Origin of the sequence: Streptomyces sp. NPDC006655, assembly GCF_040703965.1 — a bacterium.
In the GTDB taxonomy this organism is placed as follows: Bacteria; Actinomycetota; Actinomycetes; order Streptomycetales; family Streptomycetaceae; genus Streptomyces.
The window spans coordinates 1-16,626 of record NZ_JBEYJU010000140.1; the positions used below are offsets into that span (position 1 = coordinate 1).

General features: G+C 68.8%; 14 protein-coding genes, 1 tRNA gene and 1 pseudogene. 13 read left to right on the top strand and 3 right to left on the bottom strand.

The window, feature by feature from the left end; genetic code table 11:
* The first annotated feature begins 607 nt into the window (after positions 1-607).
* The 3 genes from AB0958_RS41080 (at position 608) to AB0958_RS41090 (ending at position 1,512) form a co-directional block, all read left to right on the top strand.
* Positions 608-778, top strand: a complete 171-nt coding sequence (locus AB0958_RS41080; RefSeq protein WP_366895596.1) for a hypothetical protein — start codon at positions 608-610, stop codon at positions 776-778.
* Positions 775-942, top strand: a complete 168-nt coding sequence (locus AB0958_RS41085; RefSeq protein WP_366895598.1) for a hypothetical protein — start codon at positions 775-777, stop codon at positions 940-942. Before AB0958_RS41080 ends, AB0958_RS41085 begins: the two co-directional genes overlap by 4 nt.
* A gap of 225 nt (positions 943-1,167) precedes the next feature.
* Positions 1,168-1,512, top strand: coding sequence for a hypothetical protein (locus AB0958_RS41090; RefSeq protein ID WP_366895599.1), 345 nt, complete (start codon positions 1,168-1,170; stop codon positions 1,510-1,512).
* A 387-nt stretch (positions 1,513-1,899) separates the two neighbouring features.
* Here AB0958_RS41090 and AB0958_RS41095 read toward each other — a convergent pair.
* Positions 1,900-1,973, bottom strand: a tRNA-Met gene (locus AB0958_RS41095).
* Between the two features lie 449 nt (positions 1,974-2,422).
* Between AB0958_RS41095 and AB0958_RS41100 the strand changes: the two genes are divergently transcribed.
* Both AB0958_RS41100 and AB0958_RS41105 read left to right on the top strand, forming a co-directional pair.
* Positions 2,423-3,757, top strand: coding sequence for a DEAD/DEAH box helicase family protein (locus AB0958_RS41100; protein ID WP_366895600.1), 1,335 nt, complete (start codon positions 2,423-2,425; stop codon positions 3,755-3,757).
* Between the two features lie 59 nt (positions 3,758-3,816).
* Complete coding sequence (locus AB0958_RS41105; RefSeq protein WP_366895601.1) at positions 3,817-4,719, top strand: helicase associated domain-containing protein; 903 nt, start codon at positions 3,817-3,819, stop codon at positions 4,717-4,719.
* Between the two features lie 342 nt (positions 4,720-5,061).
* On the opposite strand, the gene AB0958_RS41110 is transcribed toward AB0958_RS41105, so the two are convergent.
* On the bottom strand, positions 5,062-5,598 hold the full coding sequence (locus AB0958_RS41110) for a hypothetical protein (RefSeq protein WP_366895602.1): 537 nt from the start codon (positions 5,596-5,598) through the stop codon (positions 5,062-5,064).
* 306 nt (positions 5,599-5,904) lie between these two features.
* Between AB0958_RS41110 and AB0958_RS41115 the strand changes: the two are divergent.
* A pseudogene (locus AB0958_RS41115) lies at positions 5,905-7,369 on the top strand (UvrD-helicase domain-containing protein); the annotation flags it as partial.
* A 164-nt stretch (positions 7,370-7,533) separates the two neighbouring features.
* On the opposite strand, the gene AB0958_RS41120 reads toward AB0958_RS41115, so the two are convergent.
* Positions 7,534-8,289, bottom strand: a complete 756-nt coding sequence (locus AB0958_RS41120; protein WP_366895603.1) for a DeoR/GlpR family DNA-binding transcription regulator — start codon at positions 8,287-8,289, stop codon at positions 7,534-7,536.
* Positions 8,290-8,538: 249 nt separating this feature from the next.
* On the opposite strand from AB0958_RS41120, the gene AB0958_RS41125 reads away from it, so the two are divergent.
* The 7 genes from AB0958_RS41125 to AB0958_RS41155 all read left to right on the top strand — a co-directional run bounded on the left by AB0958_RS41125 (position 8,539) and on the right by AB0958_RS41155 (position 16,489).
* On the top strand, positions 8,539-9,606 hold the full coding sequence (locus tag AB0958_RS41125; protein WP_366895604.1) for a 2-keto-3-deoxygluconate permease: 1,068 nt from the start codon (positions 8,539-8,541) through the stop codon (positions 9,604-9,606).
* Positions 9,607-9,650: 44 nt separating this feature from the next.
* Positions 9,651-10,916 carry a RuBisCO large subunit C-terminal-like domain-containing protein gene (locus AB0958_RS41130; RefSeq protein ID WP_366895605.1) on the top strand — a complete coding sequence of 422 codons (1,266 nt, stop codon included), beginning with the start codon at positions 9,651-9,653 and terminating at the stop codon, positions 10,914-10,916.
* Position 10,917: 1 nt separating this feature from the next.
* Positions 10,918-12,222, top strand: a complete 1,305-nt coding sequence (locus AB0958_RS41135; RefSeq protein ID WP_366895606.1) for a four-carbon acid sugar kinase family protein — start codon at positions 10,918-10,920, stop codon at positions 12,220-12,222.
* 62 nt (positions 12,223-12,284) lie between these two features.
* Positions 12,285-13,328 carry an alcohol dehydrogenase catalytic domain-containing protein gene (locus AB0958_RS41140; RefSeq protein ID WP_366895607.1) on the top strand — a complete coding sequence of 348 codons (1,044 nt, stop codon included), beginning with the start codon at positions 12,285-12,287 and terminating at the stop codon, positions 13,326-13,328.
* A gap of 744 nt (positions 13,329-14,072) precedes the next feature.
* Positions 14,073-14,360 (top strand): helix-turn-helix domain-containing protein, encoded by a 288-nt coding sequence (locus AB0958_RS41145; RefSeq protein ID WP_366895608.1) that lies wholly within the window; start codon positions 14,073-14,075, stop codon positions 14,358-14,360.
* Positions 14,357-15,913, top strand: coding sequence for a helix-turn-helix transcriptional regulator (locus AB0958_RS41150; RefSeq protein ID WP_366895609.1), 1,557 nt, complete (start codon positions 14,357-14,359; stop codon positions 15,911-15,913). Before AB0958_RS41145 ends, AB0958_RS41150 begins: the two co-directional genes overlap by 4 nt.
* Positions 15,914-16,489 (top strand): transcriptional regulator, encoded by a 576-nt coding sequence (locus tag AB0958_RS41155; protein ID WP_366895610.1) that lies wholly within the window; start codon positions 15,914-15,916, stop codon positions 16,487-16,489.
* Positions 16,490-16,626: the final 137 nt, after the last annotated feature.

The following is a 16,626-nucleotide window of genomic DNA, read 5'->3' on the forward strand; positions in this document are numbered from 1 at the left end:
CCGAGCACCACAGCCCACCACGGCCAGACACCCCGACAGTCCGGCTGGCCGGGCCCACCAGAGCCACCTCCACCAGCCGGAAAACAACCTAAATCCCCGGTATTGGGTCTAGGGATCGTCTCGGAATGTAGTGATCGACGCCGGATTTCTTTATGGCCGTGTGGTGCGGAGAGTCAGGTTTGTGCTGGTCAGGGTCGCATCTGGCAGATCGCGCCTGTGGTCGACTACTGAAGAGAAGGCAAGGTCACAGGCCAGGGGAGTGGACCGTCTACGCGCTGGACTGGCAGGTCTGCAGGCGCTTCCCTGCCTGCCGAACTCGCTGCGCCTGCTGCCCCTGAGGGCGCCGTCAAGTCTCGTCTGTCGGAGTTCGCTGCGTCCAACTCACTGTACGAACTGCATCAGCAGCGGCGGGGTTCGGTGATCCGGTGCTGCAGGAGGCGGTTCAGGTCCGAGTACGCCCGCGTAGCCTGGTGAGGGACCGAAACCGGAGGCCGCAATGCCCGCTGAACCCCTCGGCCACGCTTCGAGGCCGACCGTCCGGCCCCGTACGGTCGGCACGATCCGTCGCGCACTCTCGCCTGAGCTGCGCGATCGCTTCCAAGCAGAGTTGGACGACGCGGACCTTGCGGATCTGTTCGGGCTGGTCGCGCAGTGGGCGGCGGTCGCGCAGACGACCGCCGATGCAGACGCGGATGCGGCGGCCGGCGCCGTCCGGTCCGGGACCGCGGCCACGTACGAGATCGGTGACATTTTCCCCGCGCTGGCCGGGACGCTGTGAGCGAGAGCCGATACCGGGTGGTCTTCACGGACGGCGCCCGGGAGGCCCCGCGCGGGCGTCCCGCGCCGTGGATCCGCTGGCACGGAGCGCTGCGCGCCGAACTCCCCGTCGGCGTCACCGGCCTGCACCTGCCGACCCGGTCCAGCCGCGCTCCCGTCCGGTAGTCTCCGGCCCCACCCACCGCCACGGCATCGATCCCCTGGGCGAGGCCGTCACTCCCGAAGGCTGGCCGGATGCCCTGCACCGGGAACAGCGGCGGGTGGCCGGGAAGAAACGTGGCAGCTGACTTCCCCACGGATCTGGACCACATCCAGATCTGAGGGAGGTCGCCGCCTCACTCTGCCGGCGCGCGGCCGCGTCCAAGGTAGCAGGATCAAGGGGTGTCCCTGATGAGCAAGCTGCAGATCAAGCCCGGTCACAGCGTCGTCGTGCTTGGCAGGCCTGACGACGTCTTCCTGGGGTTCGAGGCCGCGGGTGAGGCGGCCTCGGCTGATGCGGTGCTTGCCTTTGTGATCACCTCCGGTGACCTCCTCGGAGAGGATGCGCAGGCAGCGCTCGCCGCCGCGCGGCGCGATGTGCTCGCCTGGGTGGCCTACCCCAAGGGCGGGAAGCTCGGCACGGATCTCAACCGCGACAGCCTGGCCGCCGCGCTCAGCGAGCACGGCGTGCGGCCTGTGCGGCAGATCGCCATCGACGACACCTGGTCGGCGCTCCGGTTCCGGCCCAGCGGCTGATCTTCGGCAGCACTTCACCAGACGACGACTGCGGCGTCGTCGTAAGGAACCGCCCTGTTGCCGAGCGAGTGCTGATCCCGCCCGGTTTGCGGGAAGCCCTTGGCCGGCCCGCTGCCGGCAGTGCCCGCGAGGGCGTGCCGACCGCCTGCGGCTGTCACTCGCTCTTCGAGGCATCGGTCAGGCGGCGGTGCAGCAACTGATCGAGAGATCGAGGCGCGTGCCGTGCGTCTCTACCGGTTCCTGCTCCGTATCTGGTCGGCGCCGCGAGTTGGAAGAGGAACCGGATGCCGGGATCGGCGAGCTGCGCGTCAACGGGGGAGTGCGCGCGGTGATTGCTGCTGAACGGCTCCGGCCCCTCCGCAGGATGGCGGAGGGGCCGGATGGTCGTAGCGGGGGCGGGATTTGAACCTGCGACCTCTGGGTTATGAGCCCAGCGAGCTACCGAGCTGCTCCACCCCGCGTCGGTGTCTTTACCGTACGGCATTCGCGCGGCGCCGGCAGGGATTTATGCCGTCGGGCCGTCCCTCGGGTCGGCCACGGGGTGGTACCGAGGTCACGCCGTCCTGCAGGCCGACTACTGCGGAGAGTTGAAACAGCACGCTTCATGGTGAGAGATCCACGGAGGTCGGTGGCTTGGGCTGCTGTACGCGGCCATGCGCGCCGGTCTCGCCTCTGTCTGCCGTCACAGCTCCCAAGCCACCTGCGTCCGGGCCCGAGCGCACCCTCGGCACGGCCGGACGCCGCGTGCGACGAGATGTCCGCTTCCTGGTCCCTGCCGTGCGTAGGCACAAGCCTTCATCACCCGTTCGGGTGAAGCGCGGGCGCCTGTGCATCACAGACAGTCATGCCGTCCTTCCACCCTTGAGACAGGTTCTGCCTACACCCGGATGAGGCCGAGAGGAGCAAGGATTTGGCCCAGCCGCCCCGGCTCCGTACCGCGCTTCGCCCCTACCAGCAGCAGGCCGTCGACAACTGCGTCACCGAGTTCGTCCTCGGCGCACCGCGCTGCCGCATCGACTCCCCCTCTGGCAGCGGCAAGACCTTCATCGCCCTGCACATCGTCAACCGCATGGCGCCCGCGGGTACGTCCGTAGTCTTCGTGCCCACCCTGGACCTGCTCGAGCAGACCGCAGAGGAATGGCACAAAGAAGGCCGCCCCGGCCGCTACCTGGCCCTGAGCGGCGAGCGGTACCTGCCCAAGACCCCGGCCCTGCGCAGCATCCTGACAGCCGTCATCGATGCCGCCGCACTGGCAGCCGAGATCTCTAAGGCTGACGGCCCAGTCAGCGTCTTCGCGACCTACCACTCACTGGGAAAGGTCGCCGACGCCCACCGGCTGTTCCACATGCCGCCCTGGGACGTACTCGTCTGCGACGAGGCCCACCGTACGGCAGGCAACCTGCACAAGCCCTGGGCCCAACTGCTGCACGCCCACCGGATCTTCGCCCACCACCGGCTCTTCACCACCGCAACCCCTCGCAACTTCCAGCCCCACCCGGGTCAGGACCTCCCCTTCGACATCGAGGTCGCCTCGATGGACGACCTCAACCTCTACGGGCGGGTCGTCTTCCACCTCCCCCTGGCCGATGCCATCGACCAGGGGCTGCTCCCCGACTACCGCATCGTCGCCGTCGACGTAGACGACGGCGACCTGCGCAGCATCCTCAACCGCACCCCAATGCTCGCCGCCAACTCCGAAGGCCTGCACATGGCGGCCGCCCAAGTCGCCCTGCGGCGTGCCATGCACGAGCACGACCTACGGCGCGTCCTGGTCTTCTACTCCCGCATCAAGGTCGCCGAGATCTTCGCCGAAAGCCTCCCGGAAACGGCCGCCCTGATGCCCAAAGGGATGCAGGGCCCGCTCCAAGTCGGCACCGTCAACTGCAACCAGAGCCGCAACGAACGGCTCACCCAGGTCCGCGCCTTCAAAGAAGCGTCCCTGACCTCCCGCGGCAAGGCGCCGCTGCGGGCCGTCCCGACCAACTGCATGATCTTCGCCGAAGGCGTCGATGTCCCGGCCATCGACGCCGTGCTGTTCACCAGCCCCAAGACCAGCACCTACCAGATCGTCCAGGCCGTCGGCCGCGCCCGCTGCCCGGCCAGAGCAAGGTCGCCCACATCATCGTCCCCATCTACAAGGCCCCCGGCCAAAACCTCGCCGATGCCGCCAAAGACACCCGCTTCCACATCCTCTACCAGGTCCTGTCCGCCCTCTCGCGCTACGACGAACACGTCTTCCACCTGAACTACTCCACCAGCAGCCCTCGGTATCCCGCCGCCGGCCCCGCACGCGCCGACGAATTCATGCCTCTGCTCCGGCTCTATGCCGAAGACCCTCACAAGAGCATCTGGGAACTCGGCCTCCAAAGCGCCCGGCGCTACCTCGAACAGCACCGCAACCTCAACGTGCCCAGCACCTACTGCGGCCCCGACCGCTTCTACCTCGGCTGGTGGCTGGGCAACCAACGCTCGCTGCACATGGTCCACAGCCTCAAACCCGAACGCGTCGAAGCCCTCGACGCCCTGGGCATGATCTGGGAACACCCCCGCAGCAGCATCGAGCACTACCTGAACATCGCCCGCGCCTACCACGCCCAGCACGGCCACCTCACGCCCGTCCGCAAGGAACGCTTCGGCGGCATCGGCATCGGCCGCTGGATGAGCGCCTGCCGCACCAAAGCCCGCCGAGGGCAGCTGCCCGACTGCTACCAGCGTGCCCTCACCGACATCAGCCCCTGGTGGAACGCCTGTTGGGACCATAACGGGCACTGGCGACGCACCTACGCACGCGCCCTCGCGGCCGCCCGCCGCGGCGAACTCGCCTTCCCCGACCTCACCCCCGACCAGGACGACTCACCACTGGAGGCCTGGCTCGACGAGCAACTGCAGGCCCTGCCCCGCCTCAGCCCTGACCAGCACAACCTTCTCGGCGCGCTGCCACTGCACCACCCCCTCGCCCTGCTGCTGCGCCGGCCACGCAGTCAGAACGAACGCGCCTTCGCCCGGGGCCTGTGCCACGCCCACGTTTTCTGGCGAGCCCATCAGCACCTCAACGTCCCCTACAACCATGTCGTCCGGGACTGCGGCAGGTCCTACCGCCTGGGGAAGTGGGTCTCCGACAAACGGCTGAGGCCTCACCACCTGAGCCGTGAACAGCTCGACGCACTCCAGGTGCTGGACATGCGTTGGCCACACACGATGGCATGAACCAACTCTGCGACGTGATCACCGCGTACCTGCTCGTGCTCCACTTGCGGAGCCCATCCGTGCCGACCACGCGCCCGCGCGGGCGCCTGCCGTGACACCCTGGCGTCCGGCCGCGGCACGTCCTCGGTATCACCGTCACACCGACAACCGTTCCCGGCTTCACGGCGACCACCCGGGCCGCCCCTGCCACGCTGCTGATGGTCCTGCCCTCACCGCTGGACACGACACGACGCCGACCGGCCAGACGACAGCACTGCCCATGTCCCGTACCTGGGGACGGCGTTCCACTCAGGGCCCGGGGTGCACGATCCCACTGCGCCGCCGTCCCCACCACCTGGCTTGTCAGGAAAACGGTGCCGGGACGGTGAGGCAGTTGAGAAGTTCCACTGCTGCGGCGGTCGCATCCTGCTGGAGGGCCAGGTCGCCCACAAGGGTGCCGGAGTCACAGTCGTCGTCACCCAGCATCGTCACGACATGGACCCATTCGCCACCACCGGTGGCGTACTCGCGCCAGATCCTGCCGATCGTCGGACTGTCGTGGACCACTCTGTTGCGCCTCTTGGTGGCGGCTTCGATGAGGTCAAGCGCCGGTGGCCACTCGGTGTCGCAGAAGCCGTCGATCTTCTGCCGTATGTTTTGCACCAGCCACCTCGCTGGCTGGTCGATGCGGGCAGCCGGGTCGAGGCGAGAGAGGATCATGCCGAGTACTGCCTCGGTCTCCGCGGCCTGCACCACCACCAGACCCCGGAGCCGGTTCAGTTCCGTGGCCTCGCTTCCGTCCCAGTACGCCGTGTCCGGGCGGTGGTGGGGGTACTGGTCGGCCTGGATGGTGCTCCACGCGATGGCACGTACTCCGTAACGGGGTGACTCGGTCGTCATTCGACGAAGTATCAGTGCTCTCCACGGGAGGAGCCAAGCGGTTTCTCTCGCACGCCAACTGGGCTCATACTGGCGCGAGTTCGGGGGAACGCGCGAGAGGTCTGGAGTTGCGTGACGGCGGCCGCGCAGCTCATCGTCGGCAGGTTGCTGCGCCGCTGGCTGACGTCATGCGGTCGTCCTGCCGGACCGCTTTAGACAGCGCTCCGGGACCGGGGGCGAGCACACGGTGTGGGAATGCGGCGTGTGAGAGAAGGGACTGCTTTTACGTGAGTACGCTGATCGGGCGAGGCGCAAAGACGCTGAGTCCACGCCGGCCAGCACCTCGCCCTGCAGGCCGGCGCGGGTACCGGCAAGACCACCACTCTGACCCTGCTCGCCCGCACCACCAAAGGCCGCGGCCGCTACCTCGCCTACAACCGGGCCATCGCCCAGGACGCACGCACCCGCTTCCCCGACACCGTGCAGTGCAAGACCGCCCACGCCCTGGCCTACGCCGCCGTCGGCCACCGCTGCACCCGCCGCCTGAACGCCCCCCGCCGCCCGGCCTGGCAGACCGGACAGGCCCTCGGCATCACCAAGCCGATCCGCATCGGCGACCGCGAGGTGACACAACGAGCCCTCTCCAACGCCACCCTGCGCACCGTCGCCCGCTTCTGCCACACCGCCGACGAGGCCATCACCCCCCATGACGCCCCGACTTCGCGGCCTGGACGACACCGACCTCCATGCCCAGCTCGCCGCCCACATCGTGCCGTTCGCCCGCAAGGCGTGGGCTGACCTGCAGCATCCCGACGACGGCGCCGTCCGTTTCGACCACGATCACTACCTGAAGATCTGGGCCCTGACCCGGCCGCGCATCGACGCCGACTTCCTGCTGCTGGACGAGGCACAGGACACCAACCCCGTCGTCGAACAGATCTTCCTCGCCCAGCGCGACCACGCCCAGCTGGTCATGGTCGGCGACTCCGCCCAGGCCATCTACCAATGGCGCGGCGCCAAGGACGTCATGACCGGCTTCGACGGCACCCAGCTGGCCTTGTCCCAGTCCTTCCGTTTCGGCCCCGACCTCGCCGCCGAAGCCAACCGCTGGCTGCACCTGGCCGACGCGCCGATCCGCCTCACCGGCACCCCCGCCGTGCCCACCGAACTCGGCCTCGTCACACAGCCGGACGCCGTCCTGTGCCGCACCAACGTCGGCGCCATGGCCCAGGTCATGGCCCACATGGCCGCGGGACGCCACGTCGCCCTGGTTGGGGGAGGAGGCAGCCTGCACGCCCTGGCCCCGGCCGCCCGCGACCTCAAAGAAGGCCGCCGCACCCACCATCCCGAACTGCTCCTCTTTCCCTGCTGGGGCGACCTGCAGGACTACGCCGCCCACGATCCCGCGGGCCGGGACCGGCAGCCCCTGGTCAACCTTGTCGACACCCACGGCACTGGCGCCATCCTCGCCGCCATCGCCCAGCTCGCCCCCGAACCGCACGCGCACGTCACCGTCTCCACTGCCCACAAGGCCAAGGGACGCGAATGGCCCAGCGTCCTCATCGCCGAGGACTTCGCCCGTTCCCTCAACGACACCACCGGCCAGACGGAAAGCACGCCGGCACCCGTCCCCGAGCCCGTCGACGATGCAGAGGCCCGGCTCGCCTACGTCGCCGTCACCCGCACTCGCCGGCGCCTCGACCTGGGAGGCCTCTCCTGGATCTACGACCACCCGGACGGCAGACCGTCGAGCCAGGCCCGTCCTGATGATGACCAGGCGGGGTCACAGTGAGGTGATCTGCCGCCAGGAACCTGCCCGTAAGCTGCTGAAGTGCGAAGAGATACTCTCCGCCCGCTGGGCCGCTGTCGGAGGCTTCTCCTGAGTGCGGTGACGGTTGTTCCCGAGGTTCGCTGCCCCCGCGCGGTGTGGCCTGCGCTCTGGCCTCGGTTTGAGCGCTACGGAGCGACCACGACCTCCGTAAATGCGGAGCGCAGCGCAGGGGGAGGCGTCTGGTCGGTGACGAGGACATCGACGATCGACAGGTCACCGAGGGCCATCGCCTTCTTGCGGTCGAACTTGGTGTGGTCGGCGGCGACTACGACCCGATCCGCGAGGTCGAGGAGTGTGCGGCGTACCTCGACTTCGGCGGGGTCGAAGTAGGTGACCCCGCGGTCGACGGACAGTCCTCCGCAACCGAGGATCATCAGGTCCAGATGGATCTGCGGCCTTTCCTGTGCTGCCGTGGAGGCGACCAGGCTCAGTTCGGGTGTCATGAGCCCGCCCAGGACGAGGACCCGGCTCCTCGTGTCGCGCAGTTCAAACGCTGCGTGGAGCGAGTTGGTGATCACGGTCAGATCGTCCCGGACGGCGAGTTCCGCGGCGACAGCGGTACAGGTGGTGCCGGTGTCGACGCCCACCGAGGCACCCGGCTTGACCAGGTCCGCCACGGCCCGCGCGATTCTCGACTTCTCGGACGTCATCGTCGAGGACCGGGACCCGTAGGCGGGTGCCCGGCGTGGCACCGCGCCGCCATGGACCCGGTCCAGCAGCCCTGCCTGATCGAGCTCGGCCAGGTCGCGGCGGATCGTCATGCCGGACACTCCGAAGCGCTCCGCGAGCGTGTTGACGTCGACCTGCCGGAATTCCTGCAAGGCACTGAGGATGGCTCGCTGTCGGGAGTTGCGCACGGGTTCCATCTCGTCTTGAGCCACGCTCATCACGCTATCCGGCCTCCTGCTCTGGGCTTCCACCCGGGGTGACCCATTGCCGCCATCCCGTCCAAGCGGTGTTCATGTGAACATTACAGCCGACTTGCTCGACCTGTTGTGACGCCTGCTCGCGCGGTGGGTTCGGCTCGATACAGACGATACAGTGGCGAGAACCCATTGACCCGCCCGCCTCCTGCGGCTACGTTCCGAGTCACCAAATGTTCATTCGAACATCGCCGTTCGGAGGTCCCCATGGCTGTGCCCATAAAAGCCGGCATCGAGAAGGTGCCTGGCGGGCTGATGCTCGTCCCGATGCTCGTCGGAGCCGTGGTGCACACGGCGGCGCCGGGCTCCGGAGAGTTCTTCGGTTCCTTCACCGGAGCCCTGTACACGGGCCTGCCCGCGATCCTGGCCGTCTTCTACGTGTGTCTGGGCTCGACCCTGGACGTGAAGGCGACGCCCTACATCGCCAGGAAGGGCGGTGTGCTGCTGGGGACCAAGATTCTGTTCGCGTTGGTCGTCGGAATCGTCCTGGGAGGGTTCCTCGGCGAATCGCCGGTCAGTGGCGGAGTCTTCGCGGGGTTGTCGACGCTGGCGGTCGTGGCGGCGCTGAACGACACCAACGGCGGCCTCTACATGTCGCTGATGGCCCAGTTCGGACGCAAGCGCGACGTGGGCGCCTACAGCGTCATGAGCCTGGAGTCCGGACCTTTCCTCACCATGGTCACGCTCGGCGTCGCCGGTCTGTCGGCCTTCCCCTGGCAGACCCTGGTGGGAGCGATTCTGCCGTTGGTGCTCGGGATGCTCCTGGGCAATCTCGATCCCGAGATGCGGCGTTTCCTGGCTCCCGCCGTGCCGGCCCTCGTGCCGTTCCTCGGACTGTCGCTGGGACTCACGCTCAATCTGACCGCTGTCTGGGAGGCCGGCCTGCTGGGGGCCGGGCTGGGACTGTTCGTGGTGCTGGTCGGCGGGGCGGTGCTGCTGCTGGCCGACAAGGCGAGCGGTGGTGACGGCATCGCGGGCCTGGCAGCGGCGACCACCGCCGGCAACGCGGCCGTGGTCCCCTCGATCGTGGCGGCCGCCAATCCCGTTTACGCGCCGGCCGCCCAGTACGCGACCGTGCTCGTCGCTTCGTCGGTGGTGGTGACGTCGATCCTGTGTCCGCTGATCACCGTCTTCTGGGCACGCCGGATCGTGAAGCAGCCCTCGGCCGCGGACGGACTCGGCGATGCGACAGCCGACGGCGACAGGTCGTCCTCCGCCCTGCACCACGTGCCTGGCGGGAGCAGAGAAGCTGCCGCACAGCACGACGGCACCTGAGACGAACGACCCCCACACCACGGTCGTCGAGAAACGGAGAACACATGCGTGACCAGCGGGTCGTGCGCTGCACCTACTACCTGGAATCGGAGAGCGATCCGGAACAGGCCGCCGCGGCGATGGCCGGGGAGCAGTCCAGCGGCACCTTCGTCGCTGTGCCCGGCGAGTCCCCCCGCATCCGAGAACGGCATGCAGCGCAGGTCGTCAGCTTGCGGGACCTGGGCACGCGCGTCCCGTCGCTGCCGTCGCGGTCCCGCCCCGAGACGGTGCGGGCCGCTGTTGTGGTGGTCGAGTTCCCGATGGAGAACATCGGGACCGACCTGGCGACCCTGCAGACCACGATCGCAGGCAACCTCTTCGAGCTGGGTGAGCTGTTCGCCTGCCGCCTGCAGGACATCGAGCTGCCGGAGGAGTTCGTTGCCGCTCACCCGGGCCCCGCGTTCGGCATCCCCGGCACCCGCAGGCTGATGGGAGACGCCGAGGGCGTCATGATCGGCACCATCATCAAACCGAACGTCGGTCTGGACGAGAGCGAGTTCCGTCTGGCCGTACGGGAGCTGGCCAGGGCGTCGGTCGACCTGATCAAGGACGACGAGCTGATGACCGATCCGGCGTACCTTCCGCTGGAGCGCCGGGTCGCCGTGGCCACCGAAGAGATCCGGGAGGCCGAGCAGATCACCGGCCACCCGGTCATGTACGCCTTCAACATCACGGGGGACCTCGCCGGGCTCCGCCGGCGACACGACATGGTGGTCGGGGCGGGCGGCCGGTGCGTGATGCTCAACGTTCCCGTCATGGGACTGGCCGCACTGGCCTGGCTGCGGGAGTTCTCCGAAGTCCCCGTGCACGGACACCGCGCCGGTCTGGCCGGATCGATGCGCTCGCCGGCGCTGGGGATGTCGTACCGGGTGTGGCAGCAGCTGGCCCGCCTGGCGGGAGCAGACCATCTGCATGTCAGCGGTCTCGGCAGCAAGTTCTACGAGAGGGACGAGGAGGTCGCGGCCCACGTCCGTAGCCTGCTCGAACCCCTGGGCAAGACGCTGAGTCCGGTGCCGACCCTGTCGTCCGGCCAGAACGTCACCACCCCGGCGCCGACCTTCACCGCGGTCGGCTCGACCGACCTTCTGATGCTCGCGGGCGGCGGCGTGGCCGCGCATCCCGACGGACCGGCGGCCGGCGTGCGCAGTCTCCGGGCCGCCTGGGCGGCTGCCGTCGACGGTGTTCCCCTGGAGGTGGCGGCACACGCGGCGGCCGAGGCGGGCGACCCGGCGCTGCTGCACGCCGGGCGCACGTTCGGAGGTGTGGCCTGACATGACGTACGTCAGTTTCGTGGCCGACGACCTGACCGGTGCCAGCGATGTCCTCGCACAGGCCCACCGGCACGGTCTCGACGCCGTTCTCGTCATCGGAGACGGAAACCGGCCGCTCCCCACCGACTGCGATGTCGTCGGGATCGCCGGACCATCGCGTTCGCTTGGCGGAGCCGCCTTCGACGAGCTGGTGCGCGTACAGCTGGAACACATCGCCACCGCCGATGCCCAGGTGCTGATCTACAAGGTCTGCTCCACCTTCGACAGCGCCCCCGCACGCGGCAGCATCGGCAGAGGCATCGAGCTGCTGCACGAGCGCTTCCCCCACCACGGGCCGGTCGCGGTCGCACCGGCACAGCCGGGCTTCGGCCGGTACACCGCCTTCAGCAACCACTTCGCCGGCTATTCCGGGGACGCCTACCGTCTTGACCGGCATCCCGTCATGGCGCAGCATCCCTCGACCCCGATGCACGAGGCTGACCTGCGGCAGGTGATCGCCGAGCAGCTGCGTACCGGCGAGGTCCCCGCGGCCATCCACCTCCCCGCCTACACCGATGGTTCCTTCGGCGAGCAGTGGACGAGGCACCGCCGGTCCAGCCGGGCCGCCTTCGTCGTGGACGCTGTCGAGGACGGTCACCTCGACACACTCGCGCTGGCACTGCGAGAGGACGACACCCGGCAGGGCCCGGCGATCGTGGTCGGCTCCGGCGGTGTCATGGCCGCCCTCGCCCGCACCGCCACCAAGCGGTCCGACGTGGCCGACAGCGCCCAGCCCGCCTCCGGGCCGGTGCTGGCCGTCAGCGCGTCGGCCTCCAGCACGACGGACGCACAGATCGCCGACGCCGTCGGGCACGGCTGGGCGGAACTGGCCGTGCCCACGCAGCTGCTCAACGGACAGGACCCGTCCCTGCTGGACGATCTGGAAAACCGCTCGGCCGCCCTACTCGCGGCCGGCCGGAACGTCATCGTGCACACCACGCGCGGCACCCAGGACCCCCGCTACGCCACGGCCGGTCCCCTCGACGCCGCCCATGTGGGGGGATTCCTGGGCACCCTGGCCGGGAACATGGCCGTCAAGGGCCTCACCCGGGACGTCGCCGTACTCGGCGGTGACACCTCCAGCCACGCACTGCTGACCATGGGGGTGAGCGAGCTGCGCGTCGCCACCCAGTTCGTCACGGCCGCCCCCGTCTGCCGCACCGACAGCGAAGCCGCCGTGGCCGACTGCCGGCTGCTGCTCAAGGGCGGACAGGCCGGTCCGGTCGATGTCCTCGAACGCTTCGCGCAGCCGCATCCCGCCGACTGACCACCGTCCGTCCGGGCCACCAGTCATCCCGCCACGTACGAGACACGAAGGAGTGTGCATTCATGAGGGCAGTCGTCAAAGCAGTCGCGGGCAGGGGAGTCGAGTACGTCGCCGATGCGCCCGAGCCGAAGGCCGGCGACGGCGCGGTCGTCGTGGAGATCGCGGCGGCCTCGTTGTGCGGCACCGACCGCGAATGCTACGAGTGGTCGCCGGCGGCCCAGGCGTTCAACCTGGGACTGCCCGTCGTACTCGGTCATGAAGCGGCGGGCACCGTCGTCGAGGTGGGCACCGGCGTGGAGAACCTGCGCGTCGGTGACCGCGTCGCTCTGGAAAGCCACCTGGCGTGCGGCCAGTGCTTCGCATGCCGGACCGGGGACGCACACACCTGCGAGCGCACGCAGATCCTGGGCATGCACTTCGACGGGGTCTTCGCCGAACGCGTCGCCGTGCCCCACCGCATCTGTGTCCCCCTTCCCGACAGCGTGCCCCTGGAGACCGGCGCACTGCTGGAATCGGCCGGCGTCGCGGTCCACGCCATTCAGCGAGGCGGCTACTCGGTAGCCGGCCGAGGCGTTCTGGTCAGCGGCGCCGGGCCGGTGGGCATGGTCGTCGCGCGACTGGCATCCCTCATGGGCGCCGCCTACGTGATCGTGATCGAGCCGAATCCGTTCCGCCGAGCCGAAGCCGAACAGCTCGGAGTGATCACGATGGAGCCCGGAGAGGGTGTCGCCGAGCGCAGCCGCGAACTCAGCGGCCACCGCGGTGGGGCCGACGTCGCCTTCGAATGCTCGGGAGCGGCCGCCGCACTCCCGTCCCTCTTCGACGCCGTGCGCCGGGAAGGAACGGTCGTGACCGTGGGACACCCGGGCCGACCAGTGCCGATCGACGTCGCCGCCCAGATCAACAAGCGGGGCATCACACTGCGGGGCATCTTCGGCCGCCGCCTGTGGGAAACCTGGGAGCAGACGCTGCTCCTGCTGAACTCCGGGCGCCTGGACCTGGACTGGCTGATCACGCACCGACTGCAACTCAGCCAGGTCGACCAGGCGATCGATCTGCTCACCGGCGACGCCTGCAAGGTGCTGTTGGTACCGGGGCTGGGCTGACGCTCCGATACCGGCCGTCGTCCGCCGGCCCATCCGCACACGACGAGCCCACAGCGTGGACGGCATGCCGCAGAGCACGCGGTCGTAGGGCGCCAGGGGCCGTCTTCAAACGGATCTTGCGCAGGGCAGGAAGGACGCGAGACTGACCGCTGCTTCGTAGGAGGCGGCGGTCTTGATACCCCTATGGATGCCAAGCGGCCAGAGCCTGGCCTCGAGGCAAGGCATGGGTTCGGATGATGATCGTGTAGAGCTCTCGGGCGATGTAGCGTTTTTGAGGCAGCGGCTGGCTTCGCGTCTGGTCTTGCCTTCGGCGATGCGCCGCCCGGCGTAGCTGCGGCTGCGTGTCTCCCGGCGGAGTCCGGCAAGGACGATGGTGTAGAGAGCCGAGTTGGCCTGGCGGTCACCGCCGCGTTGAGTCTTATGCGCTGTGTCTTGCCCGACAAGGCTTCCACCGGCTCACCCCACCGAGACGGCACCATCATCCTCACAGTCCGGTCGAACCCGGGCGGCCGCCCGTCGCGATGGCCGCGATTGAGGATGAACCGAAGGGAAGCGGGACGCCCGGCGCGCGGCCCGCCGGATTCCGCGTGAACAAGACGGTCCTCATCGCTGCCTTGCAGGCCTGAGCGGAGACTGCCATAGCAAGGGCCCGCGCAGAGCAGGATGATGAAGCTTCTGTGCATCATTGAAAGCAATAAGCTGATATCCATGCGGAATTTGCATCGACTCGGATATAATGAGGGCGTGGGATTGACCTTGGAAGAGTCGCTGCGGTTGACGGTGGCCGCGTTGATGCAGGTGACGGGTGACTCGCAGCGGTCGGTCGCGTCAGTGCTGGGGCTGACGCAGACGCAGGTGTCGCGCCGGCAGTCGGGTGCCGTTTCGTGGAGCCTGCGCGACGTGGATGTCCTGGCCGAGCATTACGGCATCGGCGCCCTGGACTTGCTTGCGGGTCCGACCAGAGCATGCGAGGCGCTGCCGGCCGACCGGCGCCGTTCCGTCCGGGCCGAGGCGAAGGGAGCGAGCCGGTGAGTGACTTCGACGCGATCGACTCACTGCTTGACGCCGTCGGCCCGGAGGCCGCACTCCCGCCCTGTCAGGTACGTCGCGAGCTGCGGGAGCGAGCCCGGCTGTCCAAGGCGCAGGTGGCCCGTGCGCTCGGGGTGAGCCCGTCCACCCTCAGCGGATGGGAGAGCGGCCGGGACCCGGCCGGTGAGGTCCGCACCAAGTACGCCTATCTGCTGGACGGGCTGAACGCCAAACTCACCACCGAGACCGAGACCGAGACCACGGAGGAGCCGGCTGCGGAGCGGCCTGTGGCATCAGGCACTGCTGCGGCGGCCGTCGCCTCTACGTCTTCGACGGAACCCGGCCAGGACGAGGACGAGGTGGAGCTGCTCGCCGTGCCCGAGCCGTGTGTGCTGTGCGGTCGTCCGGCCAGACAACGTGTGGCGGGGTTCGCTCAGCATCTGGACCCCTCCGGTTGTCAGGCAACCTCTGCGCAAGCCCCGAAGTCCTCGCCCGCCGCGCCATCTGCCCAGGCCCAAGTGCCGCGTACGGCCCGCGCGCCTCGTCCGGCTGGCGGGAGCGCGGCCCCGCGCGGGCGGGTGTTCCAGGAGCCGTCCGGGGCGGCCGACTTGATCTACGAAGCGGTGCACGCCGTGCTCGCCGAGCACCGGGGTGACGTCGAAGCCGCGAGTGCCGTTTTGCTGAAGCGGGCCATCCCGGACGCGATGCGCCTGCTGGACGAGACCCGCAAGGGCGCCCGCTACGACGTGATCGCCCATCCCTGGATCCCTGACATCCTCAAGAAGCAGACCTCCAGGGGCACCGACCAGATCTGGGAGGCCCGCCCAAAGTGGACGCGGCCCGAACTGCCGCCCGGGAAGCACGAGGTCACCGCACTCGACATCAACGGCGCCTATTTGAGCGCTCTCAAGACCCACCTCCCGCTCGGCCAGCTGGAACATTCCACGGGCTTCGCCCACGACCGGCGCCGCGCCGGAGTCCACCTGGTCACCCCGTCCGCCTGGGAGCACGACGCGGTGCTGCCCAACCCGATCGGCCAGCGCGACGAACCAGGACCCCTGTGGGTCACCGAACCGACCCTGCGCCTGCTGCTGCGCCTGTCCGGCCCGAAGCACCGCCTGTGCGAGCCGCCCCAGATCCACGAGTCGTACACCTCGGGAGCCACCGAGAACCTCCTGGAGAAGTTCCGGATCGCCCTCAAGGATGCCCGCGACACCGCGATCGCTGACGGCGACGGGCTGACGCTGGAGTACGTGAAGGCGATGTACTCCAAGTTCGTGTCCACGATGGGGGAGTCGAACTACAACCGGGAGCTCTATCGCCCGGACTGGATGCACATCATCCGCTCCCAGGCCTTCGCCAACCTCTGGATGAAGGCGCTCAAGGCCCACGACGCGGGACTGACGGTCGTACGGGCGATGGGAACCGACGAACTCCACGTCATCGGAGACTGGCGCCGTGTCTTTGCCGAAGGCCGCTCGGTTACCGAGGTCAAGGTCAAGGACACGTACACCGCAGGGACCGGCACCGAAGCCGGCACGGGGCAGGAGCAGTAGATGCCGGAGAAGAACATCGACTTCGGGAAGTTCGGCGCGAGCGGGATCAAGGGCAGCGAAGCCGTCGCCCGCCAGCTCGACCGGCTCGCCGCTCACATCACCACCCCGGTGACCGCCAGGCGCGGCCTGATGGCACGACTGCACTACCTGACGACGTCGGACAGGGCCCGGCAGGCAGCCAAGGACGCCGGACTGACCGTGAGCGACCGGACGCTGAAGGCATGGCTGCAGGGCACACGCCGTCCCTCGAAGGCCAACCTGGAACGCATCGACGCCGCCTACAGGGCGGTGCGGCGCCGCAACGTCGCCCGCCACCTCACCGCCCGCCTCAACCGCGAAGGCCGCGGCACCCGCGTGGAGATCCACCCCCTCGACCAGTCCGGCGTGGCGCACCAGCTCCAGCGGGTGGTGGCCCACCGGACGATGAACGTGCGCCGCTGGGACAAGATCGTCGGATCCTGGGCGGCCGGCGACCACCAGGGCCTGGAGGACGTCTGGACCGCCGATGTCCTGCCCGATCTGGGTTCCCAGTGGGGCCAGTACGAGTACGTCAAGAACATCGGCTTCGCCGCGTAGCAGCCGGTGACCGGCAGGAAAATGGTCTTCAGCGCCCGCCACTATGACGTACGGTGGTGTTCACCGACGCGGGGTGGAGCAGCTCGGTAGCTCGCTGGGCTCATAACCCAGAGGTCGCAGGTTCAAATCCTGTCCCC